The sequence below is a fragment of the Corynebacterium sp. HMSC077D03 genome (assembly GCF_001808545.1).
GTDB classification, from domain to species: domain Bacteria; phylum Actinomycetota; class Actinomycetes; order Mycobacteriales; family Mycobacteriaceae; genus Corynebacterium; species Corynebacterium simulans.
Window position 1 is genome coordinate 81,715 of sequence record NZ_KV793686.1, and the last position, 26,350, is coordinate 108,064.

At 59.4% G+C, this 26,350-nt stretch carries 26 protein-coding genes and 2 tRNA genes; 17 read left to right on the plus strand and 11 right to left on the minus strand.

The genetic code is table 11. From position 1 onward, the window contains the following. Positions 1-115 precede the first annotated feature (115 nt). Positions 116-847 carry a response regulator gene (locus HMPREF2888_RS04165; protein WP_246815033.1) on the plus strand — a complete coding sequence of 244 codons (732 nt, stop codon included), beginning with the start codon at positions 116-118 and terminating at the stop codon, positions 845-847. Between the two features lie 49 nt (positions 848-896). Here the strand turns inward: HMPREF2888_RS04165 and HMPREF2888_RS04170 are convergent. Together HMPREF2888_RS04170 and HMPREF2888_RS04175 are read right to left on the minus strand one after the other, a co-directional pair. Beyond that, positions 897-988 (minus strand) — tRNA-Ser (locus HMPREF2888_RS04170). 74 nt (positions 989-1,062) lie between these two features. After that, a complete protein-coding gene (locus tag HMPREF2888_RS04175; protein ID WP_070518310.1) occupies positions 1,063-2,208 on the minus strand; it encodes a PucR family transcriptional regulator in 1,146 nt (381 codons plus the stop codon). A gap of 100 nt (positions 2,209-2,308) precedes the next feature. Here HMPREF2888_RS04175 and HMPREF2888_RS04180 point away from each other — a divergent pair, with 100 nt between their 5' ends. Beyond that, positions 2,309-4,000, plus strand: a complete 1,692-nt coding sequence (locus HMPREF2888_RS04180; RefSeq protein ID WP_070518311.1) for an alpha-keto acid decarboxylase family protein — start codon at positions 2,309-2,311, stop codon at positions 3,998-4,000. 10 nt (positions 4,001-4,010) lie between these two features. Next, positions 4,011-5,063, plus strand: coding sequence for a histidinol-phosphate transaminase (gene hisC, locus HMPREF2888_RS04185; protein WP_070518313.1), 1,053 nt, complete (start codon positions 4,011-4,013; stop codon positions 5,061-5,063). A 102-nt stretch (positions 5,064-5,165) separates the two neighbouring features. Here the strand turns inward: hisC and HMPREF2888_RS04190 are convergent, their stop codons facing one another. Together HMPREF2888_RS04190 and HMPREF2888_RS04195 are read right to left on the minus strand one after the other, a co-directional pair. After that, a complete protein-coding gene (locus HMPREF2888_RS04190; protein WP_062042731.1) occupies positions 5,166-5,555 on the minus strand; it encodes a hypothetical protein in 390 nt (129 codons plus the stop codon). A 95-nt stretch (positions 5,556-5,650) separates the two neighbouring features. Continuing rightward, on the minus strand, positions 5,651-5,830 hold the full coding sequence (locus HMPREF2888_RS04195) for a hypothetical protein (RefSeq protein ID WP_061920021.1): 180 nt from the start codon (positions 5,828-5,830) through the stop codon (positions 5,651-5,653). A gap of 218 nt (positions 5,831-6,048) precedes the next feature. Between HMPREF2888_RS04195 and HMPREF2888_RS04200 the strand changes: the two genes are divergently transcribed. Continuing rightward, positions 6,049-6,717, plus strand: a complete 669-nt coding sequence (locus tag HMPREF2888_RS04200; RefSeq protein WP_141744820.1) for a hypothetical protein — start codon at positions 6,049-6,051, stop codon at positions 6,715-6,717. Positions 6,718-6,906: 189 nt separating this feature from the next. Here HMPREF2888_RS04200 and HMPREF2888_RS04205 read toward each other — a convergent pair whose 3' ends face one another. Beyond that, entirely contained in the window at positions 6,907-7,164 is a 258-nt protein-coding gene (locus HMPREF2888_RS04205) for a MoaD/ThiS family protein (RefSeq protein WP_070518435.1), read from the minus strand. An 84-nt stretch (positions 7,165-7,248) separates the two neighbouring features. Here HMPREF2888_RS04205 and HMPREF2888_RS04210 point away from each other — a divergent pair, with 84 nt between their 5' ends. Genes HMPREF2888_RS04210 through HMPREF2888_RS04225 form a run of 4 tightly spaced genes read left to right on the plus strand, consistent with a single transcriptional unit; the run spans position 7,249 to position 10,307 of the window. Further along, complete coding sequence (locus HMPREF2888_RS04210) at positions 7,249-8,400, plus strand: molybdopterin molybdotransferase MoeA (protein WP_070518315.1); 1,152 nt, start codon at positions 7,249-7,251, stop codon at positions 8,398-8,400. Further along, positions 8,400-8,870, plus strand: coding sequence for a MogA/MoaB family molybdenum cofactor biosynthesis protein (locus HMPREF2888_RS04215; RefSeq protein ID WP_070518317.1), 471 nt, complete (start codon positions 8,400-8,402; stop codon positions 8,868-8,870). The genes HMPREF2888_RS04210 and HMPREF2888_RS04215 overlap by 1 nt, the downstream gene beginning before the upstream one ends. Beyond that, entirely contained in the window at positions 8,860-9,306 is a 447-nt protein-coding gene (locus tag HMPREF2888_RS04220; protein ID WP_070497511.1) for a molybdenum cofactor biosynthesis protein MoaE, read from the plus strand. Before HMPREF2888_RS04215 ends, HMPREF2888_RS04220 begins: the two co-directional genes overlap by 11 nt. After that, complete coding sequence (locus HMPREF2888_RS04225; RefSeq protein ID WP_070518318.1) at positions 9,303-10,307, plus strand: ThiF family adenylyltransferase; 1,005 nt, start codon at positions 9,303-9,305, stop codon at positions 10,305-10,307. The genes HMPREF2888_RS04220 and HMPREF2888_RS04225 overlap by 4 nt, the downstream gene beginning before the upstream one ends. A 202-nt stretch (positions 10,308-10,509) precedes the next feature. Here HMPREF2888_RS04225 and HMPREF2888_RS04230 read toward each other — a convergent pair. Further along, a tRNA-Ser gene (locus tag HMPREF2888_RS04230) sits at positions 10,510-10,594 on the minus strand. Positions 10,595-10,676: 82 nt separating this feature from the next. Between HMPREF2888_RS04230 and HMPREF2888_RS04235 the strand changes: the two genes are divergently transcribed. Continuing rightward, positions 10,677-11,636, plus strand: coding sequence for an NAD(P)H-quinone oxidoreductase (locus tag HMPREF2888_RS04235; RefSeq protein WP_070518320.1), 960 nt, complete (start codon positions 10,677-10,679; stop codon positions 11,634-11,636). A 24-nt stretch (positions 11,637-11,660) separates the two neighbouring features. On the opposite strand, the gene HMPREF2888_RS04240 is transcribed toward HMPREF2888_RS04235, so the two are convergent. Next, positions 11,661-12,917, minus strand: coding sequence for an aminotransferase class V-fold PLP-dependent enzyme (locus HMPREF2888_RS04240; protein ID WP_062036274.1), 1,257 nt, complete (start codon positions 12,915-12,917; stop codon positions 11,661-11,663). Between the two features lie 240 nt (positions 12,918-13,157). Between HMPREF2888_RS04240 and HMPREF2888_RS04245 the strand changes: the two genes are divergently transcribed. From HMPREF2888_RS04245 to HMPREF2888_RS04255, 3 genes are all read left to right on the plus strand, one after another. Then, a complete protein-coding gene (locus HMPREF2888_RS04245) occupies positions 13,158-14,009 on the plus strand; it encodes a galactan export ABC transporter permease subunit Wzm/RfbD (protein WP_070518436.1) in 852 nt (283 codons plus the stop codon). A gap of 28 nt (positions 14,010-14,037) precedes the next feature. Continuing rightward, positions 14,038-14,832, plus strand: a complete 795-nt coding sequence (locus HMPREF2888_RS04250) for a galactan export ABC transporter ATP-binding subunit Wzt/RfbE (protein WP_061920004.1) — start codon at positions 14,038-14,040, stop codon at positions 14,830-14,832. A 168-nt stretch (positions 14,833-15,000) separates the two neighbouring features. Then, positions 15,001-15,906 carry a galactofuranosyltransferase GlfT1 gene (locus tag HMPREF2888_RS04255; protein ID WP_062042741.1) on the plus strand — a complete coding sequence of 302 codons (906 nt, stop codon included), beginning with the start codon at positions 15,001-15,003 and terminating at the stop codon, positions 15,904-15,906. Here HMPREF2888_RS04255 and HMPREF2888_RS04260 read toward each other — a convergent pair whose 3' ends face one another. From HMPREF2888_RS04260 to HMPREF2888_RS04275, 4 genes are all read right to left on the minus strand, one after another. Then, on the minus strand, positions 15,907-16,368 hold the full coding sequence (locus HMPREF2888_RS04260) for a GtrA family protein (protein WP_061920000.1): 462 nt from the start codon (positions 16,366-16,368) through the stop codon (positions 15,907-15,909). Further along, complete coding sequence (locus tag HMPREF2888_RS04265) at positions 16,368-16,757, minus strand: GtrA family protein (RefSeq protein WP_061920154.1); 390 nt, start codon at positions 16,755-16,757, stop codon at positions 16,368-16,370. Before HMPREF2888_RS04265 ends, HMPREF2888_RS04260 begins: the two co-directional genes overlap by 1 nt. Positions 16,758-16,828: 71 nt before the next feature. Further along, positions 16,829-17,719: a plasmid pRiA4b ORF-3 family protein gene (locus tag HMPREF2888_RS04270; RefSeq protein ID WP_061919998.1), complete on the minus strand. Its 891-nt coding sequence runs from the start codon at positions 17,717-17,719 to the stop codon at positions 16,829-16,831. Between the two features lie 55 nt (positions 17,720-17,774). Further along, complete coding sequence (locus tag HMPREF2888_RS04275) at positions 17,775-18,239, minus strand: hypothetical protein (RefSeq protein WP_061919995.1); 465 nt, start codon at positions 18,237-18,239, stop codon at positions 17,775-17,777. A gap of 34 nt (positions 18,240-18,273) precedes the next feature. On the opposite strand from HMPREF2888_RS04275, the gene HMPREF2888_RS04280 reads away from it, so the two are divergent. The 5 genes from HMPREF2888_RS04280 to HMPREF2888_RS04300 all read left to right on the plus strand — a co-directional run bounded on the left by HMPREF2888_RS04280 (position 18,274) and on the right by HMPREF2888_RS04300 (position 26,323). Next, a complete protein-coding gene (locus tag HMPREF2888_RS04280) occupies positions 18,274-18,552 on the plus strand; it encodes a hypothetical protein (protein WP_061919993.1) in 279 nt (92 codons plus the stop codon). Positions 18,553-18,696: 144 nt separating this feature from the next. Next, positions 18,697-20,112 (plus strand): decaprenylphosphoryl-beta-D-ribose oxidase, encoded by a 1,416-nt coding sequence (locus HMPREF2888_RS04285; RefSeq protein ID WP_061919991.1) that lies wholly within the window; start codon positions 18,697-18,699, stop codon positions 20,110-20,112. A 48-nt stretch (positions 20,113-20,160) separates the two neighbouring features. After that, positions 20,161-20,919 (plus strand): decaprenylphospho-beta-D-erythro-pentofuranosid-2-ulose 2-reductase, encoded by a 759-nt coding sequence (locus HMPREF2888_RS04290; protein WP_061919989.1) that lies wholly within the window; start codon positions 20,161-20,163, stop codon positions 20,917-20,919. 37 nt (positions 20,920-20,956) lie between these two features. Beyond that, positions 20,957-22,927 carry a galactan 5-O-arabinofuranosyltransferase gene (locus HMPREF2888_RS04295; protein ID WP_070518321.1) on the plus strand — a complete coding sequence of 657 codons (1,971 nt, stop codon included), beginning with the start codon at positions 20,957-20,959 and terminating at the stop codon, positions 22,925-22,927. Positions 22,928-22,957: 30 nt separating this feature from the next. Then, positions 22,958-26,323: an arabinosyltransferase domain-containing protein gene (locus tag HMPREF2888_RS04300; RefSeq protein ID WP_210385667.1), complete on the plus strand. Its 3,366-nt coding sequence runs from the start codon at positions 22,958-22,960 to the stop codon at positions 26,321-26,323. Positions 26,324-26,350 lie beyond the last annotated feature (27 nt).

The following is a 26,350-nucleotide window of genomic DNA, read 5'->3' on the forward strand; positions in this document are numbered from 1 at the left end:
TATACTTTAGTATCCTCCTTCGCGCGTGCCCAATGCACGAGGTTTTAATTGAGCTCAATGATGGTACAAATAAAGTGTGCATAAATAAGAGTTTTAACTATGAAAGTAGATACCTATGGCTATTTTCCAGGTCGGCGATCCAGCATCGATGAGCACCGCTGACACCGATAGCCGCATTGCGACGTTGATCGTTGATGACGATCCCCTCGTACGCTCATCGCTGAAGACCTACTTCTCATACACTGCCGACATTCACGTCGTCGCCGAGGCCAGCACCGGCGTCGAAGCCCTTTCGCTTCTCGACCAAATCGACATCGATGTCATCATCGCCGATATTCACATGCCCGAGATGGACGGAATAACGCTCTTGCGCGAGGCCAAAAAGCGGCCCGCCCCACCAGCATTCGTAGCAATCACCGCTTTAGACACTGACAAAACAATGATCGAGGTCTTAACCAACGGAGGGGCCGGCTACGTTGTAAAAAGCAGCAAGCCGGCCACAATGTATGCCGCTGTGCGCGAGGCGGTAAACGGTGGCACAGCCGTATCACCGCACGCGCTAACCCGCCTGGTTGACTACCTTCCCCAATCCGATTCCCATGCAGAGGGCGATAACGACAAAGAATCCAGCGTTATCGAGTTCAATGAGAAGTACGCCTTACTCACCGATACTGAGAAGCAAATCTTGAGCTACATCTGCGAAGGGCGCTCAAACGCAGAGATTGCCAAGTCGATGCACTACGCACAATCGACCGTTAAGAAGCAGGTTTCCCATCTCATGTCCGTCTTCGCGGTGAGCTCCAGGCTCAGCTTGGCAATAACCGCACTGCCCCACATCGGGGTCTAAGTAAAAAGTCTCGAGACAGCGGGTAAACGATGTCTCGAGACTTCTCAAGTGGCGGAGACGAGAGGATTTGAACCTCCGGACCTGCGCAAGCAAGTCAACTCCTTAGCAGGGAGCCCCATTCGGCCGCTCTGGCACGTCTCCAGCGATTCGCAATGAATCTTCGCTTACTTTACCCGAGCCCCTCCACGCGCGCCAAACAGCCCCCTCACTACCGTCTAACTGCTTAAGTTATAACGGCGATTAAGCGCCGCATGCAGCTTCAATGCCACATACAAAGCGGCACAGCGCCAGCCATCTTCGAGGGCAGCCGAGCCCAGAATCTCACGGACGCGGTCTAGGCGATAATGCAAAGTAGCACGGTGAATATACAGCGCGGCGGCTGTGTCATTGACGTTGCGGGAATGCTCGAAATAACAAAGCAGACTTTCCCAGTAGCTTTTGCGCTCGGCGTCTAAAAGCAGTGCGGCATCGGGGCTCAGCGCACGCACGGTAGCCGGACTCAGATCCCATCCCAACAGCGCGCGCCAGGCGCCAGCCGCAGCCCAGTCCATCGCAGGTTGCCCGGTTAGCCGCGCAACGTCGGCCATGAAACGAGCCCGACGCGCAGTGGGCGCACTGCCCCGCGCACCAATTTGCGTCCCCGCCGTGAGGGCCGCGGAAGCAACCTCCTCAATCAGCGTTTTCGTGTCTTGTTCGTCGCGCGGGGATTCCACGATGATGAGCGAATCATGCAAGTCCAGGGCCAGAAACGGACGCCGCCGCAGCGGACGGGCGAGCTCCATCGTCAGCTGAACTAAATCACCGTCTACGTCAATACGGTGAATGAGCACTTCCCCATCACGCGGCAAAAGGTCGCGCTCGCGGGCTATAGCCAGCGCACTTTCATCACCCGCAACGATGTCACGGGTTAAGTCGCCAAGCTGCTGCGCACGGGTGGCCAGATAAGCATCGCGCTCGTCTACCAACTTGGTCAGCGTGCTCAGTTGCGGGGAAACGGAGGCAAGAGCGGCGTCGGAAAGCGCGTGCTCATCAATAATCCACACGTGCCCTACCAGGTCAGGGCCGTGGCGCAACGGAATAACCACGCGCGGGAGCATGTCATATTCCGCATTCGCCGGCAGGCGCACCGGGGCAGAAGATTCCTGAATGCCATAACTGAGCATCCACGGGATCGGCTCCGGCGGCGGGGTACGCTCCAGAATCGAGGCCACGCGGTGACTATCCACGGCGCCCAACTGCGCGCTTGCCGCAATCACGTTGATAGAAGGAGTGGTTACCTCCACGGAGCATTGCAACTGCCGCGCGATGTCATCGGCTAGCTCTTGAATCCGTGCCAGGTTCGGCGCCGTCAGTTTCGACATATGTCAAAGATAGTTCTCTATTTTGACTAATGACAACAAAAATGTGACCTACGATAATCGGAAAAGCACGTTTTATCGTTAACAAAAGAAAGGACTCGCAATGCAGACGACTGTCGGCGAATTCATCCTTGATCGCTTGAAGGCCATCGGCATCACCGAAATCATCGGTGTCCCGGGCGATTTCAACTTGAGCTTCCTCGAGCAGATCGACGAAGACAAGGACATCCGTTTCGTCGGCGCCTGCAACGAGCTGAACGCGGCCTATGCCGCTGATGGCTACGCCCGCCAGCGCGGCGTCGGCTGTCTGCTCACCACCTACGGCGTGGGCGAGCTTTCTGCGCTCAACGGCATCGCGGGTGCTCGCGCAGAGCACGTTCCGATGGTCTCCATCGCTGGCGCTCCGCCGCAGTACGCCACCGAGTTCGGTTGGAACCTGCACCACTCGCTTGCCGACGGCGACTTTGCCAACATGCTCGACGCCATCGCACCGTTTACCGAGGTAGCCACCCGCGTTTCCCCGATGAACGTGGTCGAGGAATTCGACCGCGCCCTGCACACCTGCCTGCGCGAGAAGCGCCCGGTGCACATCCAAATCCCTTCCGATATCACGCACCTGACCATCGAGGTCCCGGATACCCCGTTCAGCACCGAGCTGGCTACCTCCGACCAGGAGCGCCTCAACGCCGCCGCCGATCGCGTGATCGAGGCGCTGGCTGCTGCCAAGGATCCCATCTTCCTGATCGACCAAGACACCGATCGCCACGGTTTTACCGAGAAGTTCCGCGCCATCATCGACAAGGCCCAGCTGCCGTACTCCCAGCTTTCTTCCGGCAAGGCCATCCTGTCCGAGCGCGACCCGCTGTTCATCGGCACCTACAACGGCGCCGCTTCCGCCCCGGGCGTGCAGGAGCGCATCGAAAACTCCGACTTCCTGGTCACCACCAACCCACGCTTCATCGAGGTCAACTCCGGTTCCTTCACCCACAATCTGGATAAGGCGCACGTTTTCAACTTCGGCGATCAGCATCTCAATGCTGACGGCGAGTACTTCGTGGGTATCAATACGCTTGAGCTTCTCGACGTCCTCGTCGAGCGCATCCCAGCCAAGGAAGCCGCCGCGGGCGAGAAGTTTGAGCTGCCGACCTTCGAACCAGACGAGTCAGCGCCGCTGACCCAGGAGCGCATCTGGAACCAGATGGTTCACTTCCTCAAGGAAGACGACGTGGTCATCGCCGAGGCGGGTACTTCCAACATCGGCCTGGGCCCGCTGCGTATGCCGGAGGGCGTGCAGTACATCAACTCCACTATCTGGGGCTCCATCGGCTTTACCCTGCCTGCCGTGCTGGGCTCCCAACTGGCTAACCCGGAGCGCCGCCACGTGCTCTTCATTGGCGATGGTTCCTTCCAGCTGACCGCTCAGGAGCTTTCTACCATCCTGCGCCAGGAGCTCAAGCCAATCATCGTTCTGGTCAACAACGATGGCTACACCATTGAGCGCTACATCCTGGGCATGGAGCAGGAGTACAACGCCATCCAGAACTGGAGCTACAACGAGCTGCCGAAGGTCTTCAAGGCAGATACCACCATGGAGTCCTACGCAGCGAAGACCGAGGGCGAGCTGGCTAAGGCGCTCGCGGACATTTCTGAGCACCCGGAGCGCGGCGCCTTCCTTGAGGTCCAGCTCGACGCTTTTGATGCGCCGAAGGGACTGCAGGCATTCGGCCCGCTCACGGCGGAGTTTGACTACGGCCCTCGCGGTCCGCGCAACCCGGAAACCTCTTCCCAGGGCTAAGGTGGTTGCCATGATTCGATCCGATCTTTCCTCCCTGCCTGTCTATGTTCCCGGTGCCCGCAACGAGACTGCTTTGAAGCTGTCTTCCAATGAAGCCACCCAGCCTCCGCTTCCGGAGGCGCTCAAGGCCATGGAGGCCGCGGCTGGCGACGCCAATCGTTACCCCGACATGGGCGTCGTCGAGCTGCGCACTGCACTCGCAGAGCACCTTGGCCTGACGCTCGATGAGGTGGCCGTGGGAACGGGTTCTTCTGCCATCTGCCAGCAACTGGTACAAATCACCTGCCAGCCTGGCGATGAAGTGGTTTTCCCGTGGCGTTCCTTCGAGGCCTACCCGATCTTCGCCCACGTGGTTGGCGCGACGCCGGTTCCGGTCCCGCTGAACGAGGAGCACCGCGTGGACTTGCCGGCGATGGCCAAGGCCGTGACAGAAAAGACCAAGGTTATCTTCGTGTGCAATCCGAATAACCCCACCGGTTCGATTATCACTCGCGAAGAATTCGACGAGTTCCTAGCGGCCGTGCCGGATGACATCATCGTGGCATTGGACGAGGCTTACATCGAGTACAACCGCAACGACTCCCTGCCGCTGGCCACCGAGTACGTCAAGACGCACCGCAACGTCGTGGGCCTGCGCACTTTCTCCAAGGCCTACGGCCTAGCCGGAGTGCGCGTGGGATATGCCTTCGGCGACAAAGAGATCATTGAGGCGTTGAACAAGGTAGCCATCCCGTTCTCCGTGAACACGGTGGCTCAGGTAGGCGCCCTACATTCGCTGGCAGCGCAGGATTCCCTGCGTGAGCGCACCGATGAGACGGTTCGCCAGCGCGAGCGCGTCACCGAATACTTTGCCAAGTTCGGCGTCCCTGCTTCCGAGACCAACCACATCTGGTTCCCGGCAGCAAACATCACCGAGCTGGGCACCCCACAAGAAGTCGCTGCCAAGCTCGCTGAAAACGGCGTGCTGGTCCGAGCCTTCGACGAGGGCGTGCGCATCTCCATCACCACCGCCGAGGAGACCGATGTACTCCTCAAGGCGTGGGAGGCTGCTTTCGGCGCCTAAAACGACAACGCGGGTAAAAGATCACCAAAAAGGGGTTGCTACCAAGGCGGCAACCCCCTTTTTTTAGAATAAGCATCATGTTGCTGCGTGCGTTGTTGACGCCTATTCCTCGTCGTATTCGTAAGGCATCTTGTGCTTATCCGGATGCGGAACAACCATAAGCGCCATCAGTAGGCCAGCTCGGTCTTTTTCAAGGATGAATCGGCTCAATGCTGCTGCGTCCACGTCCCGAGGCAGTGGATTGCCACCAAAATTTGTTCCAATTTCACTTGATGAAGGGCTTGCAGCGTCATATATAACAAGGTCATCAAAGCTCATGACTTTTTCAATGACATCCTGAAGCTGCTCACTAGTCAATGCGTCGTCATCGTAGCCGGTATCTTGGACGACGTAGACGAGATTGACCCAATCATCATCGGCTTTAAACCAATCAATGACAGCGTCGTAGACTTCATCGGCAGTGAGAATCTTGCGCGGTTTATCGGGCAACATGGACTTTATAATTTTCGGCTCCCGAAGACACTTCAAACGGGACTCATTGATGAATGAAACACGTAAACTTAGCGTTCTTCATTTCACTATCTGTGCTAAGCGTGTTTTTCCCCTTCGCTTCTCTTTTTCACAGGTATAGCAACCGAAAGAGCGATGCCTAGCAAGGCTATGGGAACCCCAAGATTGGTAAGCTTATTTTCCCAATATAGGCCCGCTACGCACAACAAAACCCCTGCAATGAGAACGACAAGGGTAAAAACTTTAAGCAATTTCATTTCCGCATCGTCCTTACAATTTTCGTCATCAACTGAACTTAAGAATCGCCCTTTAGACTAACAATTCTTTTCCCACCAATGAGTCCTGTTTCTAAATCGGATACTTTCGTATACTCTTCTCGGATTTTGTGGTTTGACTAGATCATGTAGGTGAAAATGGGCGTGTTCCATTAGCCAGCATTGTGGAACTCGTCTATCAACCAGAAAGGTTCACTTCCATGAAATCTTTGCGCAATCCAGGAGTCCTCTTGTCGACTGTGATGCTCGGTCTTGCAATTGGCGCAACACCATTGGCACAGGCAGACACTGCTCCCGCTACTGAAGCAACGCATAATCAAACAACGAAAGCATCCACATCGAAATTGCCAGTGGAAGAGTCCGATAAAACCTATGTCGAATACCGATCTGAAGCAGATCGTGAAGCTTTCGAGAAGCTCGGCCAATATATCAAGTATGACGAAAAAGGACTCGCCACTGCGGTTATCCCCGCGGATGTTCGCTCAGCAAATAAAGACGGCGCTACCAGGATCGATGAATTTATTCAACAGAATAATTCAGCCGTCGACCCGGCTGGACACCCTACTTTTACCACATACGGAAATGAAACAAAGGTGTCCCACTGGGGGCCAGTCGTAAAAGTTTATCTGAGTCACAATGTGGTTTCTAAAGCTACTAAAATTTTCACTGCCGGAGGCGCCGCTGGCGCGGTGACAAAAGAAATCATTGCAGAAGGACTCGCAGCTTCAGTTGCTGGATGGGTTGCAGTAGGACTAGGGGCCCTTGTTGCAGCAGGAGCTTTATGCGACTGGAATGACCAGGGAATCATCCTTTGGCAAAATCCTGTCCCAGGAATGAACCCCCCTTATGTTTGCACACCACAGAAGTAAGTAAACTGCTCCCCCTAGTTGTACTGAAACAGACACCCTCACAATGCAATACCGGAATCAGCTCCTTGAAGTGCTAAACGCCTAGGAACAGACCAGACCAACTTTGTTGGAGGCTAGTTGATACTCGGCAGAGTTTGTTGTCGGACGTAAATGCCCTGAGGGCCGATACAGGACACTAGACCAGCAGCCCTACCCGCCTGCAAAAGGCGGCAACACGTCAACACGCGTCGCACCCGTGAGGGTGGCGGCGCGTTCGGCGTTTTTGCCATCCACCAGGAAGGTGCAGCGGTCTAGCACCTCGCCCAAGTTCATGCCGGCCTCGGTGGTGCCACTGTGCTCTGCGGCCACGGTGTCCAGCAGCTCGCCTAGCGTTGCAGGAGCTGCAATCTGTTCGTGGCTTACACCTGCCGCTGCGCGGGCGGCGGCGAAATAGTGAATTTCAACCATGTCTGCCACTATGCCAGTTTTTGCATTGAAAGTGCCGTTAAAATTGGGGAGGTTAACCAGACACATAAGGAGAGGCACGCCAGCATGCGTAGTTACGAAGAACACCTAGCAGCTATCCGTGGGGCACTACCTGCACCGACGGTGGTGACGCGCTCACTGCTGGAGGTCGATGGCTTGATCCTCGCGCGCACCATCGCCGCGGCTTATGACATGCCGCGCTTTAATAACTCGCAGATGGACGGCTACGCCATCACCACGACGGAAGGCGGCACCTTCACCGTCGGCCAGACGGTAGCTGCCGGTGCTATGCCCAGCGCGGCACAGGATGGCATCGCGACCCCAATCATGACTGGCGCCAAGGTGCCAGAGAACACCGTGACCATCGTCCCGGTGGAGCAATGCGAGCCACCGCAGTTCCCGCGCGAGGGGGAAAAAGTCACCATTCCGGCGGCTCCGGCGGGCCAGTTCATCCGCGAGGCCGGATCCGACATCGCGGCTGGCAAGGTGCTGGTGGAGGAAGGCACGCGGCTGACCCCGGCCATCATCGGCACGTTGGCCTCCCAAGGCATCACTGAAGTCGAGGTCTATGCCCCGGCACGCATCGTGGTCGCCACGGGTGGCGCGGAGATCGGCGGCCAAGGTGCGGCCAGCATCCCCGATGCGAATGCACCGATGATCGCTGCTCTCTGCCGCGAGTACGGCATTGAGGTCGTCGCCTTTGTACGCACCAACGATGACCCAGGCATCCTGCGCTCCGATCTGGAAGGCGTGGTTCGCGTTTACCAGCCCGACGCCATCGTCACCTCCGGCGGCGTATCCCACGGCAAGTTCGAAGTCGTGCGCCAGGTCTTCGAAGAAGACGGCTGGTTCGGCCACGTGGCACAGCAGCCCGGCGGACCGCAGGGACTGTCCAAGCTCGGCAGCGTCCCGGTTATCTGCCTGCCCGGCAACCCCGTCTCCACGCTGGTCAGCTTCCGCATCTACGTAGGCCCCACACTGGGTCGCGCCAGGGCCGCACACACCGCGCAGGTCACCGTTCCAGTCACCGGCTTGGAAGGCCGCGACCAGTTCCGTCGCGGCATCATCGACTATGAAAACGGTATCGCCACGGCCGAGCTCTTCGCCGGCACTGGTTCGCACCTGATTTCGCAGGCCATGAGCGCCAACGCCCTCATCCGCATCCCGGCCGGCGCACAGCTGCAGCCGGGCGATGTCGTTGAGGTCATCCCGTTCTAATGGCGCGACGTGCAGTAGTAGTGGTTGCCTCCACCCGCGTGGCGGCGGGCATCTACGAAGATCGTTCCGGGCCCATCGCGGTGGATTTTCTGCGGCGGATGGGCTTTGATACCCCGGATGCGCTCGTGGTACCCGATGCCGAAATCGCCGAGGCCCTCGATAAGGTCTTCGCCGCCCAGCCCAGCGTCATTTTAACTTCCGGCGGCACGGGCATTTCGCCTGACGACGCCACGGTGGAGGCCGTCTCCGCGCATCTGGCACGGGAGCTGCCGGGGATAGCGCACGCTTTTTACGCGGCGTCGGCAAGCGTGCCCACTGCCGCGCTCTCGCGTACCGTCGCCGGCGTCAACGCGCACACCTTCGCCATGGCGCTGCCCGGTTCCACGGGCGGAGTGAAGGATGGTTGTAAGGTTTTGGAACCTTTGCTGCCGCACATCGTCGATCAATTGGAAGGAAGGCATGAGCACTGATCCCGCCTTTGTTAGCGCCGATACCGGAAAGGTGATCGGGGCGATGATGACGAGCTCGCCCATTGAAAAGCCCGATATTTCCACCCCGGCGATGGGTGCCGTGGTCACCTTCGACGGCATCGTGCGCAACCATGATGGCGGGCGCGGCGGCGTGGAGCTCTTGCGCTATACCGCGCACCCCACTGCCGAATCCGAGATCTCCCGCGTGGCGCAAGAAGTCATCGCCGCGCATCCGAATACCCGCCTGTGGTGCGCACACCGCACCGGTGATCTGCGCGTGGGCGAGGCAGCATTCGTGGTGATCGCTGCCGCGGCCCACCGCGGGGACGCTTTCGCGGCTGCGGAAGAGTGCGCCAACCGCGTGAAGGCAGAGGTGCCGATTTGGAAAGAACAGCGTTACGCGGATGGTTTTAGCAATTGGGTGGGCTTGGAATGAGTAGGCGCTACGCACGCCAAGAGGCCCTGTGGGGTACAGAGGGCCAGGCCAAGCTAGCTAATGCAACGGTGGCGGTCATCGGTGCCGGCGGGCTTGGCTCGCCTGCCCTGCTCTACCTCGCGGGTGCAGGTGTGGGGCGCATCCTACTTTTCGACGACGACGTGGTCTCCCTATCCAATCTGCAACGCCAAGTCATCCACGGGATGGACGATATTGGTGGGCCGAAGACTGCGTCGGCCGCGGAGACGATCCATCAGCTCAACCCGGAGGTACAGGTACTGCAGTACCCGCGCCTAAGCTCCGCCACGGCGCTTGCGCACTTGGCTGAAGCCGACGTTCTCTTGGACGGCACCGATAATTTTGAAGCCCGCTACCTGTGCTCTTGGGCGTGCCACGAGCTGGGTATTCCGCACGTGTGGGCGTCGATTTTGGGATTCGATGCGCAGCTTTCCGTCTTCTGGTCTGGGCACGGTCCGGTCTACGAGGACGTCTTTCCCACGGCACCTGCCCCTGGCTCGGTGCCTTCGTGTTCCCAAGCCGGCGTGCTGGGCCCCGTGGTGGGCACGGTAGGTTCTGCCATGGCATTGGAGGCACTCAAGTACCTCACGGGTACGGGCACGCTGCTGACCGGAAAGATTGGATACTTCGATGCGCTGACCTGCACTTGGGAGTACATTCCGGTGGTTGCCGGCGGCGCAACGCCCACGCAGCCTGCCGACGCCCCCGAAGTACGCACCGTCCCCTCCGGCTACCGCATCATCGATGTGCGCACCGAGGAAGAACGCGCGGAGCATTCCATTCCCGGCTCCGAGCACTTCCTTTTGGACCGCATCCTGGCGGGTGAGAATCCCCGGCTCGGCCACGACGAACCCACCGTGATCCACTGCGCCGGCGGCATCCGCTCCGCCCAAGCCGTAGCCGCACTGCGCGAGCGCGGTTACACGCAGGTCTACTCCCTGCGCGGCGGCATCAACGCATGGCTGGAGCAGAATACCGCGTAGGCGCCCCATATTAAGGACACCGAAGACAGTCCACGGCGTATGTACCTCTGTGTGTATATAGCGTGCCTGAATCACCAGGTTTCTGGCCGCTATTTACATATATCGGTACATGAAACCACGCCTGGCAATGCGAAGGGCGTTTGAAGGAAACAAAAATCTCGAGACACCATCCAAAGGAACGATGTCTCGAGACTTCACACGGCGGAGACGGCGGGATTTGAACCCGCGGTGGTTTGACCCACGCTGGTTTTCAAGACCAGTGCATTCGGCCGCTCTGCCACGTCTCCTTGTCTTGCGACCCACTAAGCCTACTAAACCTAGCGATGCAGATCATATTCGGCCTCGGAGTTTTCGTTAAGCTGGGTGGGCATGAAAGCTATCGTGCAGACCAACCCTGAAGATCCCGGCGCGCTGGAGCTAGGTGCCGTCGAAAAGCCGCTGCTCCACCCCGGAGAAGTTCTAGTAAAGGTCCATGCCGCGGGTGTAAACCGCGCCGACCTCTTGCAAGCGCGCGGACACTATCCGCCACCAGCAGGCGCTTCCGAGACCATCGGCCTAGAGGTGGCCGGTGAAATCGTGGATGCAAATGGCACCGAGTGCAAAGAAGGCACCCAGGTTGGCGCGCTGCTTGCCGGCGGTGGTTACGCCGAATATGTCGCGGTACCAGCGGGCCAGCTGCTGCCCATTCCGAAGGGCTTTTCGCTTACCGATACCGCCTCAGTCATCGAGGTGGCCTGCACCGTATGGTCCAACCTCGCCATGGAAGCGAACCTGCATGCTGGGCAAACCATTCTCATTCATGGAGGTGCGGGCGGCATCGGCTTGTTCGCCATCCAGGTAGCCAAGGCGCTGGGCGCTACTGTTGCGGTGACGGCCGGCTCCGCGGAAAAGCTGAAGACCTGCAAGAGCTACGGCGCAGACATCCTTATTAATTACAAGGAACAAGACTTCGCCGAAGAGCTAAAGAACCAATGCGATGTCATCCTCGACATCATTGGCGCGAAGTATCTCAAACAGAACCTGAAGGCACTGGCTACCGACGGCCACATGGTCACCATCGGCTTGCAAGGCGGCACGAAGGAAGAGCTCAACATGGGCATCGTCCTAGCAAAGCGCCTCACCTTGCAGGGCACGACGCTGCGCTCCCGCAGCATTGAGGACAAAGCCGCAATCGTGGCAGACACCGTCGCCAACGTGTGGCCATGGCTGGAAGATGGCACGGTCAAGCACCATCTCCACGGCACTTACCCGCTGGCCGAGGCCGCCGCTGCGCACGAGGCACTAAACTCCGGCGCCGTCACCGGCAAGTTGGTGCTGACGGTGTCTTAAACGTCTTGTGTCTAAGCTACCGGCTTAGGCCAAAGACGCCACCACGCGCGTGAGGTGTTCAATATCGTGGCGGGTGTTGAACGGGCCCAAGGCCACGGTAACGGCGCCGCCGATTTCGTCGGCGCCCATCTCCGTAAGAAGCGGGGTGCGCAGCGCCAACGTGGTGACCAGGCCGTTGTCGATGAGGCGGCGGTGCACTGTTTCTGCCGGTACGTTCTGCACCGCGAAGGTAAGCCGCGGCAGGCGGTCCTTTGAAGCGCCGGCGGCGGCCTCACCCGTCACGCCCAAGATGTGGACGGCCGGCAAGGTCTCCAAGTAGGCGTACATGTCATTGGTCAGATCGCCCAAGTACTCATTCAACGCCTCCATTGACTTGTGCACGCGCACACGGCGCGAACCAGCTTCACCGCCAGCCAACGCTGCCAAGTGATCAACTAGAGGGCCAACGCCACCGGCCAGGCCGGTAGATACCGGGGTCTCTAGTTTTTCCGCAGAATTAGAAGCCTTCACCGGGCTATGCGCATCGACGCGGCGGAACATCGCTTCATCACGGAATACTAGGGCCGCTAACTGCGGGCCGCCGAGCATTCCGATATCAATGCCGATGATGTCCGCGCCGAGTTCATCAAAGTCCAGGGGACGATAAGGCGCGAGCGCGGAGACGTCGACAAGCGTCCACGCGCGCGAGCGCGAACGAATCTTCTCAATAATCTCCGCCGTGGGTGTTACCGTGCCCAAAAGCTCATGCGCTGCGGAGAAGGAGACCAGGCGTGTCGAGCCGTCGACAAGCTCGGCGTACTGGAAAGCCGGCAGCTCACCCGTGCCCAGATCCGGCTGTGCCCAACGCACTTCCGCATCAAGCTCCGACAACGCGGAGTACAGCGCCGGTGGATCCAACTTGGACAGAACCACCGAAGAATTATGACGCAACATCGGGCGCAGGCTGCGCGCCAAGGTCTGGTACAAAGCCGGCAGCGAAGGGCCTAAGACCACGCGGCTGGCCTTCGAGCCAACAAGATCCGCAATCGCCATGCGCGCGGCGTCGTAATGCGCAGAGCCCTCCAACCGGCCCGGCGCGCTATTCGCGGAGTGCGCGCCCGTGGCATCTTCCTGCGGGGCCACTGCTGGGGACATACGGAACGAGCGAGCCACGCCGGCCGCTACTCGTTCAGAGATCTGCGGCGCAGCATTCGCGTTGAGGTAGGTCCACCCGTCCGATAGGCCAGTGTAAAGACCTCGCACACTGGCGACGTCATACCGTGCTGGCAAGCCTAATGGCATGTATAAAACCTTCCTCTACGCCTTTCATTGGTACCCAAACGCAACGTTTGTAGGGGCCGCTGTGGGGCAGTCGACTCCCTACTCTATACGGCTTTGGGTTTGGTTTCCTAAAAAGGAATTTTTGCAGGTTACAGCCATTCCCCCAGTACAGACGGCGTGTAGATACCCGTTTGTCCAGCACGCGCGCTAGGGTGTTTTGACGTGCAAGATAACAACCAACTGCGCGCCGACATCGCCCGCATGACCTCCACCCCGGAGGAAAGCGCGATACCGGCCTCCCAGTCCATGACCATGAAGGCGGCTTTTGCCGATCTTATCCAAGGCGCCAAACAGCGCGAATTGTGGTTCATGCTGGGCATTCAGGACATCAAGCAACGCTACCGCCGCTCGGTTCTAGGACCTTTCTGGATCACCATCGCCACCGGTGTGATGGCAGCAGCACTGGGCCTTTTGTACTCCATGCTCTTCCAGATCCCAGTCGCGGAGTTCCTGCCTCACGTCACCGTGGGCCTTATCATGTGGAACTTCATCTCGGGCGCAATCAAGGAAGGCTCCACCGTCTTCATTGACAACGAGGGCCTCATCAAACAGCTCCCGGCTCCCCTATCGGTGCACGTCTACCGCCTGGTGTGGCGCCAAACGCTATTCTTGGGCCACAACCTCATCATCTGGTTGCTGCTCATCCTTATCTTCCCACGTCACCTGGGTTGGGAGTTCTTCCTCTTCATCCCGGCACTTGGCCTCCTACTGGTCAACGGCGTGTGGGTAGCAATGTTCTTCGGCATCGTGGCAACCCGCTATCGCGACATTGCGCCACTGCTCGAGGCACTCACGCAGCTGCTGTTCTACGTCACGCCGATTGTCTGGATGACCAACACTTTGAAGGAGCAAGGCGGTGCCGTGGGCAACCGCGCTCGCATCGCAGAGATCAACCCGCTGTATCACTACATGGAGATCGTGCGTGCCCCCATGATCGGTGAGCCCGTCGCGGGCTACCACTGGCTTATCGTCATCGCGTGTACCGTCGTGGGCCTCCTCGTCGCCGGCCTGGCCATGCGCCAATGGCGTTTCCGCGTGAGCTACTGGGTGTAGCGCAAGCTGCACGAAAGGATCTTAAACAATGGTTTCTATCGATACTTATAACGCTTGCGTGGACTTTCCCATCTTTGATGCCAAGTCCCGCTCCTTAAAGAAGGCTGTACTTTCCTCAGCCGGCGGTGCGATTGGCCAAAACTCCGACAAAACCGTCGTGGTTGAGGCCCTCAAAGACATCAACCTTCACCTCCGCGAAGGTGACCGCGTAGGTCTCGTGGGCCACAACGGCGCCGGCAAGTCCACGCTGCTGCGTCTGCTTTCTGGCATCTACGAGCCCACGCGCGGCACTGCCGACGTTCGCGGCCGCGTCGCCCCCGTCTTCGACTTGGGCGTGGGCATGGACCCAGAGGTCTCCGGCTACGACAACATCATCATCCGCGGCCTATTCTTGGGCCAGACCATCAAGCAGATGAAAAACAAGATGGATGAGATCGCCGAGTTCTCTGAACTGGGTGACTACCTCGCCATGCCGCTGCGCACCTACTCCACCGGTATGCGCGTACGCTTGGCGCTCGGCGTGGTTACCTCCATCGAACCGGAAATCCTGCTGCTCGATGAGGGCATCGGCGCAGTCGACGCCGCCTTCATGGCCAAGGCCCGCGTGCGCCTGCAGGAGCTGGTTAAGCGCTCCGGCATCCTCGTTTTTGCTTCCCACTCCAATGACTTCCTGGCCCAGCTGTGCAACACCGCGCTGTGGATTGACCACGGCACCGTCCGCTCTGCCGGCGAGGTCTCTGAGGTCGTGGGCCAATACGAAGGCCCCGAGGTAGGCGAATACGTCAAGGACTTGCGCCGCCGCTTCGACAACGAAGACGACTAAGCCCCAAGCATCTTCTTTAACTCACCGGTTACGCCTTCTACTTCGATGGTGTAGCCGGTGTCGTCGTAAAGCCACTGGCATCAATCCGCACAGCAAACGGCGGCCACATCTGTTCTAACTCCATGTCCAAAACCTATACACGGCGCCACGGGTGGCAGAATAGAGCCCATGACTGCCACCTTGAACGCCGCCGGTTCGACGGCCGCCGTAATCGTCACCCACCAGCGCGTGGAACTGCTTCGCGCCTCATTGGAGCAGGTAGCGCACCAAACCCACCCTGTGCAGTGGATCATCGTGGTGGACAATGGGGCCGAGACCGCAGTCGAGGAATTGGTCAATGAGATTGCCGGCGACCGCGCCGTCTACGTTCCTTCCCAGACAAACCTGGGCGGCGCGGGCGGCTTCGCCTTTGGCTTCCTCACGGCTCTTTCGTTGGGCGCCGACGCCGTGTGGTGCGCCGACGACGATGGCCGCCCCGCCGATAAAAACGTGCTCGCAGAGCTCTACCGCGTGGCAGAAGCCAACGGCTTGCACGAGGTCTCCCCTGCCGTGTGCAACATCAACGAACCAGCCCGTCTGGCCTTCCCGCTGCGCCAGGGCCTCGTGTGGCGCCGCTACATGAGCGAGCTCGAGGGAGACTTCCTGCCAGGCATTGCATCGCTTTTCAACGGCGCGCTGATTTCGGCGGAAGCCATGCAGATAATCGGTGTACCAGATTATCGCCTCTTCATCCGTGGCGATGAGGTGGAATACCACCGCCGCCTAGCAGGCTCGGGCCTCAAGTTCGGCACCGCGCTGACCACCAGCTACCTACACCCGGATGGCTCCGACGAGTTCAAGCCGATTCTTGGCGGCAAGATGCACACCCAGTACCCAGACGGCGAGTTCAAGAGGTTCTTTACCTACCGCAACCGCGGCTATCTGCTCTGGCAGCGCGGCATGCGCAAGCTCCTGCCCCAAGAATTCGCGCGCTTTGGTTGGTTCTTCCTCGTCCAAAAACGCGATCCACAAGGCTTTATAGAGTGGCTTCGCCTGCATAACCAGGGCCGCAAGGAAGACTTCCGCCGCCCCTAACTAATCCTCCACCACGAAGGATTTCCGGGTGCGGCGGAAGATCACCCAGCGCTGCACGAAGAAGTTGATGATGGTGGCCGTGCCCTGCGCAAGGACATACGCCGCGACCAGCGCCAACGTGGATGACCAAGCCAGGTCCTCGTCAAAGAAGTTAAAAGCCCGGCGGTAGATCACCATGTTGACCAAATAAGTCAGGGCGTACGTCGCCGCCACTGCCACAAGGCGGCGTTTGGAGGCTTTGGCGTTGAACGTCCAACGGCGATTGAGCAAGTACGCCACGAGCGTGCCAAAGATAAAGCCAACGGTGCGGGCGCCATCTTTATCAAGCAGCCCCAAGCCCAGCTGCAGAAGCCACGTTAGGCCAGCATCAACGATCGCAGAGATTACGCCCGTAATAACAAACTTGGTTCCCTGCGCCTGCAGGGAATTCGAGCGTGAGAGTTTCTCTGCGCTGGTCACCATTAATCTCCCTTAAAGATGAAGATGCGCTGAATGGCAAAGTTGGTTACTGTAGCCACACCCTGCGCGATGACAAACGCGATGGTGTCTTTGACTGCTCCCTCAAAGCCCATAGAAATCAGCGGCTCGTTGAGCACCCAGTACAGAAAGTTCTGTACCGCAAAGGTCGAGGCATACAACGCCGCCACGGCACCCGCAGTACGGCCGGAGACCTGCGCGCCGAAAGTCCAACGCGCATTGGCAACGTACGCAGCGATGGTGCCAAAGACCCAACCGATTGCCTTTGCCGCAGAACGGTGCAGGCCAAAATGGGTCAGCAACAAAGTAAGCCCGTAGTCAATTGCCGCTGTGAACACGCCCACGAATACGAAACGGAAAAGCTGCGTCGCCAGCGAGGTGCGGCGCACCTCGACGTCGCGGGGCGCCGCGTCAGAAGGATTTTTATCAGTCACGGCTAAAAAGCCTACCTGCGCAGTAGGGCACGGTAAATGTCAAGACGATCCACCGGTGCTAGTGCCTCATCCCCATAGGCGCCCACGCTTGCAAGCACAGAAAGCGAAGCGCTACACAACTCGCGTATTTCTTCGCCTGTTAAGAGCTTGCCTTCATCAGAGACCCAACCCAAGGCATCCATCGTGGACTCTGCCACGGAATTGCTAAGCTCCCGCCCGCCCATGCAGGTCAGCGCTAAGACCATGGACCAAAACGAGTCCTGGCCTTCTGCGGTAACTTCCCGCGGCAAAGAATCTAGGACTGATAAAGGCGCGTTTGAATCACTGCGCTCTAAATCGAGCGCCTGCAGCAGCGGCACGAAATCAAAAAGCTTGCTGCGCTGGATGAGCGCACGCACCGGCGGGGTCACGATGTTGAGCACTTCATCGATGGTCTCTTGGCCAGTTAATTGCGCATTGATGGCAGTAAGATCGAAAGGCTGCGTGAAGGCGCCCGATCCGCCTACACACAATGATTCAGGGGTACCGGAATCGCGCGGGTAAATGTCAACCACAACCAGGCTAAAGTCCCACAACCCCCAGGCATAGTCCAGCTGCACGCCCTCACGCCACAAAAACTCGGAGACTTGATGCTTGGGATCGATGCGGGCCCCGCGGGCTTCATGGTGTTCAAAGAAGTGCCACGGCGAATCTTCATCGGGAAGCCCGAAGCAGACTTCGAGCACGTGGTGGAGTTGCTCAAAGGTAAGGGCGTCAGAAAACCCGATTTGGCGGTGGACTTCGACGTCCGCGCTCACGTTGGAAACCTGGCAGATGACGGTGAGGGGCTCGCGGCGCAGGGTCACGATAGAGTTGTCACGCTTGGCGCGTGCCGTACTCAAATCTGTGACCCCGAGGCTCATGGGCCCCACCATACGCAAAGTTGCGGGTCAAAGTTGTGGAGGTAAGCGCGTGAGGCTACGCCGCGCGCTTGGCGATGTCGCGTGCTTCCAGCTCGCTCACCACAAAAAGCAGGCCCGCGCCGATGGCCCCCAGAGTGGTCCATGGCTTCTGCACACCGCGCTTGCGCAGGGGCTTGACCATGGCCTGCGCAACCTTGACGTTGATGAAACCACCGGCGATGAGAACCAGTACCACGGCAACAAATGCTGCCCAGGCCTTCACGTCCATCTCTTGTTCTTGTGCCTGCACCGGCTGCTGTTCTTCCTGCTCGCGCTGTGCATTGGTCACCGCAACCAGCGCGCCGAAGCCCAGAAACGAGCCGATATAAGCGGCGACGAGTGCCTTCTTATTCTTGATCCAATCTGGATAGGAGGTCATAAGGCCCAAAGCCAGCGATTGCGTTATGCGGCCAGACAGGGTGTCATCGAGTGCGTAGCGGTCGACGCGCTCGGTTTCTTGTGCGGAGTCTTGCTCAGTCATGGGGATTACTTTATGCGGCACTAAGCTAAAGCGCATGTACTCCTCAAAGAAAGAGCACCTAACCCCTGCCCAGCGCGCAGCCCAAGACGAACGCGCTGAAGACGACAAGTACAACGGCCACTTCCTGGCCACCGAGCACACCAATCTCCCGCTCGATGGGTTTATGACGCGCCTGATGGCTGAGGAGCTGCCTATCCTCGATTCCACTTCGCGCCGTCGGGTCTATGAGATTCTGCGTTCCTACAAGGGCCCGGAGATTACCTCCCAGGAGCAGCTCCCAGCAGAAATCCGCGAGCTCATGGATCTGTATTAGATCTGTTTTAGAAGGCCAAATCAACACATTCGGGCACGGCCGATGCCCGAACATGTTCCAAATATCACTAACGTCACACACGTCACGTGTCCGTGTTGGTGAGTAGGCTAGGAACGACATATCACGTCGAGTAAAGAGTAAGAGATGGAACTACATACCACCGAAAAGTCCCTGCACGGCTGGGGCCGCACCGCGCCGACGACTGCCCACGTACTGTCCACCGAAGACGTCGAGGTCATCAAGAAGGCCGTCGCCCAGGTTGCAGAAGATAACTCCGACAAACCAGCACACCTGCGCCGCGGCGTCATCGCCCGCGGCATGGGCCGTTCCTACGGTGACCCTGCCCAAAACGGCGGCGGCCTGGTCATCGACATGCAGCCGCTGAACAAGATCCACTCCATCGATCCGGAAACCGCAATCGTCGACGTAGACGGTGGCGTAACCCTGGATCAGCTGATGAAGGCCGCCCTGCCATACGGCCTGTGGGTCCCGGTTCTGCCAGGCACCCGCCAGGTCACCATCGGCGGCGCAATCGGCCCGGATATCCACGGCAAGAACCACCACTCCGCCGGTTCCTTTGGCAACCACGTCACCTCCATGGAGCTGCTCGTGGCAGACGGCCGCGTACTCCACTTGGAACCTAACGGTTCCAAGGATGATCCAGACGGAGAGCTCTTCTGGGCCACCGTCGGCGGCATGGGCCTGACCGGCATCATCCTGCGCGCGCAGATCCGCATGACCAAGACCGAGACCGCCTACTTCATCGCGGACACTGACCGCACCGAGAACCTGGATGAGACCGTAGCCTTCCACTCGGATGGCTCCGAGCACAACTACACCTACTCCTCTGCTTGGTTCGACGTCATCTCCCCAGAGCCAAAGCTCGGCCGCTCCACCATCTCCCGCGGCAGCCTGGCCACCCTGGCGCAGCTCGAAGAGCTCGCACCAAAGCTGGCGAAGGATCCGCTGAAGTTCAACGCTCCACAGCTGATGACGGTGCCGGATATCTTCCCGAACTTCACCATGAACAAGCTCTCCCTGATGGCCATCGGCGAGGCTTACTACCTCATGGGCGCGCCGGCTCGTAACAAGATCAAGAACCTGACGCAGTTCTACCAGCCGCTAGATCTCATCGGCGAGTGGAACCGCGGCTACGGTTCCAACGGCTTCCTGCAGTACCAGTTCGTGGTACCGACCGAGGCGGTTGAGCCTTTCAAGGAGATCATCCGTGACATGCAAAAGTCCGGCCACTACTCCGCACTGAACGTGTTCAAGCTCTTCGGCCCAGGCAACAAGGCACCACTGTCCTACCCAATGCCGGGCTGGAACGTCTGCGTGGACTTCCCAATCAAGCCAGGCCTCGGCGCCTTCCTTGATGATCTGGACAAGCGCGTCATGGAATTCGGCGGCCGCCTCTACCTGGCCAAGGAATCCCGTACCTCTGCGGAGAACTTCCACAAGATGTACCCGGGCATGGAGGGCTGGCTTGCCACCCGCAACGCCATCGACCCAACCGGCGTCTTCGCATCCGATATGTCCCGCCGCCTCGAGCTGCGCTAAACGTCCGCACCGAACACAACGCAGAAGATCTTTTAAGGAATAACCCACATGCTCAATGCAGTAGGCCAAGCACAACACATCCTTCTCCTTGGCGGCACCTCCGAAATCGGCCTCGGCATCGTCGAGGAATTCTTGGAGCGTGGCCCGGCCAAGGTCACCCTCGCTGCCCGCGCACAGTCCCCGCGCATCGCCGATGCCACCGCCGCTTTGACCTCCCGCGGTGCTGACGTCGAGGTCATCGACTTTGACGCAACTGACTTCGAGGCCCACCCGGACGTCGTCAAGCAGGCATGGAACCGCGGCGACGTCGACGTTGCCATCGTCGCCTTCGGCACCCTGGGTGACCAGGAAGAACTCTGGCAGGACCAGGCCAAGGCCGTCGCTTCCGCACAGACCAACTTCACCGCCCCGGTCTCCCTGGGCGTGCTGTTGGGCCAGAAGTTCAAGGAGCAGGGCCACGGCACCATCGTCGCCATGTCCTCCGTGGCGGGTATGCGCGTGCGCCGCTCCAACTTTGTCTACGGCGCTTCCAAGGCCGGCGTGGATGGCTTCTTCATCAACCTGGGTGAGGCACTGCGCGGCTCCGGCGCCAACGTCCTCGTGGTTCGTCCGGGCCAGGTGCGCACCAAGATGTCCGCAAACGCTGGCGAGGCACCGCTGACCGTCAACGTTGACGATGTTGCCAAGGCCACCGTCAAGGCAATTTTGAACGGCACGCAGTCCATCTACGTGCACCCACTGTTCGAGTACGTCTCCTTGGCCTTCAAGTTCATCCCACAATCCATCTTCCGAAAGCTGCCTTTCTAATTCCAGCAATCCTCCCGAATGTGGGAAACTAGTGTGCATGACTAGCCCAGCAACCATGCACTCCATGCACACTGAACACACCCGTGCCACGGATTACAACGCCGACGAGCTTTCAACTAAGTCGGCTCTGCTGGGCATAGCGGCGGCTGCCCTTGGCGGGGCGGTCGTCGCTCTCCTCGGTTTTTATGCCTTCAAGACGGTCTCCCTGCCAGCTTTTAGTACCTCCATGGTCACCCGTGCACTGTGCACGGTCGGCATTGTTTTGACCCTCTTGCTGGTCGGCGTGCTCTGCGTGAAGTGGATTTATGACACCCACCGTCCTGCTTTCACACGGCCTAAGTGGCGCACGTGGCTGACCTACGCGGCGTGCTATCTCTCGCCTGCCTTGCTAGTGCTTTCTGCCATCGGTCTGCCGCTTTCCGCCTCCAAGCTGTGGCTGGACGGAGTGCAGGTGGACCAGGTCTTCCGCACCCAGTTCCTGACCCGCACCACGGATCAGATGGGCTACGCCGACATGAACTACGAGGGCCTTCCCACCTTCTATCCCATGGGCTGGTTCTGGCTCGGCGGCCGCGTGGCCAACCTTTTGCACATGCCTGGTTGGGAGGTCTTCCAGCCGTGGGCGCTGATTTCTATCTCGATGTGTGGCTGCCTGCTCGTTCCGCTCTGGCAGCGCTTGGTGGGCTCGCTTCCAGTTGCCACCGCAATCGCGCTCGTGACCACCGCCGTCACGCTCACGGTCAACGCTGAGGAGCCTTATTCCGCGGTCATCGCCATGGGCGTTCCGGCAGTAGCTGTGCTGGCTGCCCGCGCCTTCAACGGCTCCTGGCTTTCTACCTTGGGCGTGGCCCTGTACCTGGGTTTCTCCGCCTGCTTCTACACCTTGTTCACCGGCGCCATCGCACTGACCGTGGTCTCGTTGGTTGCTATCGCCACCGCAATCTACGAGCGCTCCCTGCGCCCCCTCATGCACCTGGTGGTCATCGGCGTCGGCTCGCTGGCCATCGCCGCCATTGCCTGGACGCCTTATCTGCTCGCCACCTTCCGCGCAGAGGCGCCACTGGAGTCCGCCGCTCAGCATTACCTGCCGGAGGAAGGAACCCAAATTCCGGTGCCTTTCCTCTCCTTCAGCATCATCGGCGCGCTCTGCCTCATCGGCCTTATCTACATGGCCATGCGCCTGGAAGACGCCGCAGTACGCGCCCTCGTCATCGCCACCTTGGGTACCTACCTCTGGGTCGTGATGTCCATGGTGGTCACCCTGGCCGGCTCCACCCTGCTGGGCTTCCGCCTGGAGAGCATCATCGTGCTGCTTTTCGCCACCGCCGGCGTTCTTTGTCTGGCAGAAATCCGCCTGCTGGGCATTCCCACGTTGTACCCGGCGCGCTTTAGTGAGACCACCAACAAGCGCATCACCGCGGTGTTCGCCATCTTCTTGGTATTCGGCGGAATCTACTACGCGCAGCACATCCCGGAAGCCAACGAGGATGCCCTCGACCACGCTTATACCGATACCGACGGCAACGGCGAGCGCGCCGACCGCTTTGCCAGTGATTCCTCTCAGGACTACCTGAAGATCCGTGAGTTCATCGACTCGCACGGCTACGCGCCGAATGCGACCACGGTCATGACGGACGAGAAGCTGTTTATGGCTTATCACCCATACTGGGGTTTCAACGCCTTTACCAGCCACTACGCCAACCCACTGGGTGAGTTCAGCGCCCGCAACGCGCAGATCGAAGCCTGGGGCAAGGACTCCTGGGAGCAAACGCCGGCCGAGTTCCAGAAGGCGATCGATTCCGCGAAGTGGAATGGTCCCGATGTTGTCATCTTCCGCGGCAGCCTCGAAGAGCCGGGCGATGGCTTCAAGATCCACCTGGCTGAGGATATCTATCCCAATCAGCCCAACGTGCGTTACCGTGCGGTCTTCTTCAACCCAGATGTCTTCGAGGAAGGCTGGGATACCAAGCAGGTTGGCCCATTCGTGGTGGCGGTGCGTTCTCACTAACTCTAGGGGCCGTGCCGTAAACTGATCGCCGTGTCAGTTAGCCTTCCTAGTACCGAAAATACCCGCTTAGCCATAGCGGACGCCCCGCGTTCGCTGCGGCTAACCGCCATTATTGCCGGCCTGATTGGCTTCATTTGTTTTGTAGCGACCCCGCTACTTCCGGTGAACCAAACCCAGTCCTCTTTTGATTGGCCGCAGAATAATTCGCTGCAGTCCATAAACGCCCCGCTGATTTCGGTGGCGCCGGAGGACATCAAGGCCGAGATCCCGCTGAGCGCCGCAGACCAGCTCCATAATGATCAGGACCTGCTCTACGGCACCATCCCGCCGGAATCCACCAAGGCCTCCAACCGCGGCATGTTCGTCCGCGTGAGCGACCAAGGCCTTTCCGTCGTCTCCTTGGACGAGGTGCTGCTTGCCCTTACCCCCAAGGAAGTAGCCGCACTGCCTGACGACGCCGTGCTCAAGATCGACTCCTCCGGCTCCGGCACCACGGTCAGCGTGGATAAGCATTCCGAGACCACGAAGGACGACGTTCGTCCGCAGGTCACCGGCGTCTACACCGAGCTAGAAGATAAGGATGCCGCAAAGCTTGTCGACGAAGGGCTAAACGTCCACGTCGATATCAATTCGCGCTTTACCTCCTCGCCTTCTTTGCTAAAGAAGATTGCGATGTGGCTGGGCGTAGCCATGACCATCCTGAGCCTTATCTGCCTGTGGCGCATTGACCGTCTAGACGGGCGCAAGCTGGGCTTTATGCCTGCCACCTGGAAGCAGATCCGCCCGCTCGACGGCGTGGTTGCTGCCGTCCTCGTCTTCTGGCATATCTTCGGCGCAAATACCTCGGATGACGGCTTCATCCTGACGATGGGCCGCGTTTCCGGTCACGCCTCCTATATGGCGAACTACTACCGCTGGTACGGCGTTCCCGAGGCCCCGTTCGGCTCCCCGTACTACGACCTCGTGGCCTTCTTGTCGGAGATTTCCAGTACGTCAATGTTCGTGCGTCTGCCTGCGCTCATCTCCGCATTCATCGTCTGGTTCATTCTCTCGCGCGAGATTCTGCCGCGCTTTGGTGACCTAGTTAATGGCCGCCGCGTGGCGCACTGGACCGCCGCCTTTATGTTCTTGGCATTCTGGCTGCCATATAACAACGGCATCCGCCCAGAGCCGATCGTGGCTCTCGGTGTCATGGTGACCTGGGCTTCCTTCGAACGCTCTATTGCCGCCCGCCGCCTGCTGCCAGCAGCCGTGGGCACCATCGCCGCAACCTTGACGCTGGGCGCTGGTCCTACCGGACTCTTCGCCGTCGGCGTGTTCTTGGTATCACTGCCGAAGCTATTTGCCTTCATGGCCGAGCGCGCCCCGCACGTGGGCTGGCTCGCCATGATTGCACCTTTCCTCGCTTCCGGCACCGCCATCATGGTCGCAGCCTTTGGTGATCAGACGCTGGCTTCGGTCATGGAGTCCACCCGCGTGCGCTCTGAGGTCGGCCCTTCGCTGCCGTGGTACTCGGAGTACGTGCGCTACACCACGCTCTTCCAGCAGTCCGTGGACGGCTCGATGACCCGCCGCTTCGCCATGTTCACCATGATCTTCTGCTTGGCGCTGATCATCTATGCCTTCATCAAGGATCGCCGCATCGTCGGCGCAGCGGTCGGCCCAACCCAGCGCCTGCTGCTCATCATTGGGCTTAGCACCTTCTTCTTGATGTTCACCCCAACCAAGTGGACCCACCACTTCGGTATCTACGCCGGCGTCGCGGGCGTGATTGCGGCATTGGGCGCGGTTGTCCTCTCCCAGATCGCGATGCGCTCGCCACGCGCGCGCACCTTCGCCCTCGCATCGGTCATCTTCCTGCTGGCTATCTCCATGGCTGGCTGGAATGCCTGGTGGTACGTCTCCTCCTTCGGCATCCCGTGGTGGGATCGCACGGTTCAGCTCAAGGCCATTGAGGCCAACACCGTGCTGCTGTTTATTGGCTTGGTGGTCCTTGCCGTCGGCGTCGTCCAGGCGATGTTCCACAGTTACCGCAAGGCCCAAGCAGAAGAGGAAGGCCGCCTCGAGGAGTTCAAGGCACAGGCCGCCGCCAAAGTTTCGCGCTGGGCAGGCATCATGTCCGCGCCGCTGGCTTTGGCCTGCGCGCTGATTGTGGCCTTCTCGTGTGCATCCTTCGCTAAGGCTTATGCTTCGCAGCAGAATTCCTACTCCGTGGGCAAGGGCAACTTGGCCTCGCTGAAGGGCAACCAGTGCTCGCTTGCCGACGCCACGATGGTAGAGACCAACACCAACGACTCCTTCCTCAGCCCGGTTGAAGGCGAGCTCAAGGACTCGCTGGAGGACCCAAGCGAAGATTCCTTCGGCTTTGGCCCCGATAACATCCCGGAATCCATCGAGCCGGAGAATCTGAACTCGGCGTCGGTTGGCGCAATTGCGAATACCTCAACCGAGAAGGCAGAAAATGCTGACTCTGCCGATGCCGCGCAGTCGGAGGAAAGCAGCGAAAAGTCTGCCAATGAGCAAAGCGGCGGCGTGCGTGGGACCAAGGGCGTAAACGGCTCGACCCGTCACTTGCCTTTCAACCTGGATTACAACAAGGTACCGGTTTTGGGCTCCTACGATGAAAAGCAGCGTTCTACCTCTACCGTAACGACCCAGTGGTACAACCTGCCTGAGGCCAAGGAAAACGCCCCGATTCTGGCTGTTTCTGCGGCGGGCAACATCTACCACCACGATGTCAACGGCATCGAGCAGGACGGCATGGAGCTCAAGCTGGAGTACGCCACCTACAAGGACGGCAAGGCCACCAACAAGGGCGAAGCAGAGCTTTCCGACGTCGGCGCTACCCCGAAGTGGCGCAACCTACGCATCCCGTTGGACAAGCTGCCAGCTGAGGCCAACGTGGTCCGCCTGGTGGCCGTGGATGATTCCACTGACGAGGACGAATGGCTCGCCTTCACTCCGCCGCGCGTGCCGGAGCTTGCGACCATCAACTCGCAGTTCGATTCACAGACCCCGGCGCTGATGGACTGGTCTGTGGCTCTGCAGTTCCCATGCCAGCGCACTTTCGACCACTATGCGGGCGTGACGGAGATTCCGGAATACCGCATCCTGCCGGATGCAGCGGCGCAGACGTCCTTGACTGACTTCCAGTCCTTCTCGGGCGGTGGCGCGATGGCCACGGCTGAGGCAGTCAACTACTCCTACGAGATCCCGAGCTACCTCAACAATGATTGGGCTCGAGACTGGGGCGCAATCGAAAAGTACGAGCTGCGCACCAACTCCAAGGGCGAGGCACCTGCCGAGGCGAACATCGATCATGAGATCGTTTCGCGCTCCGGACTCTGGAAGGAATCTGAGATGAAGATTCGCCCGGAGGGCTCTGAGGAGAAATAACGCTGGGTGCTATCGCACCCAGCGTGA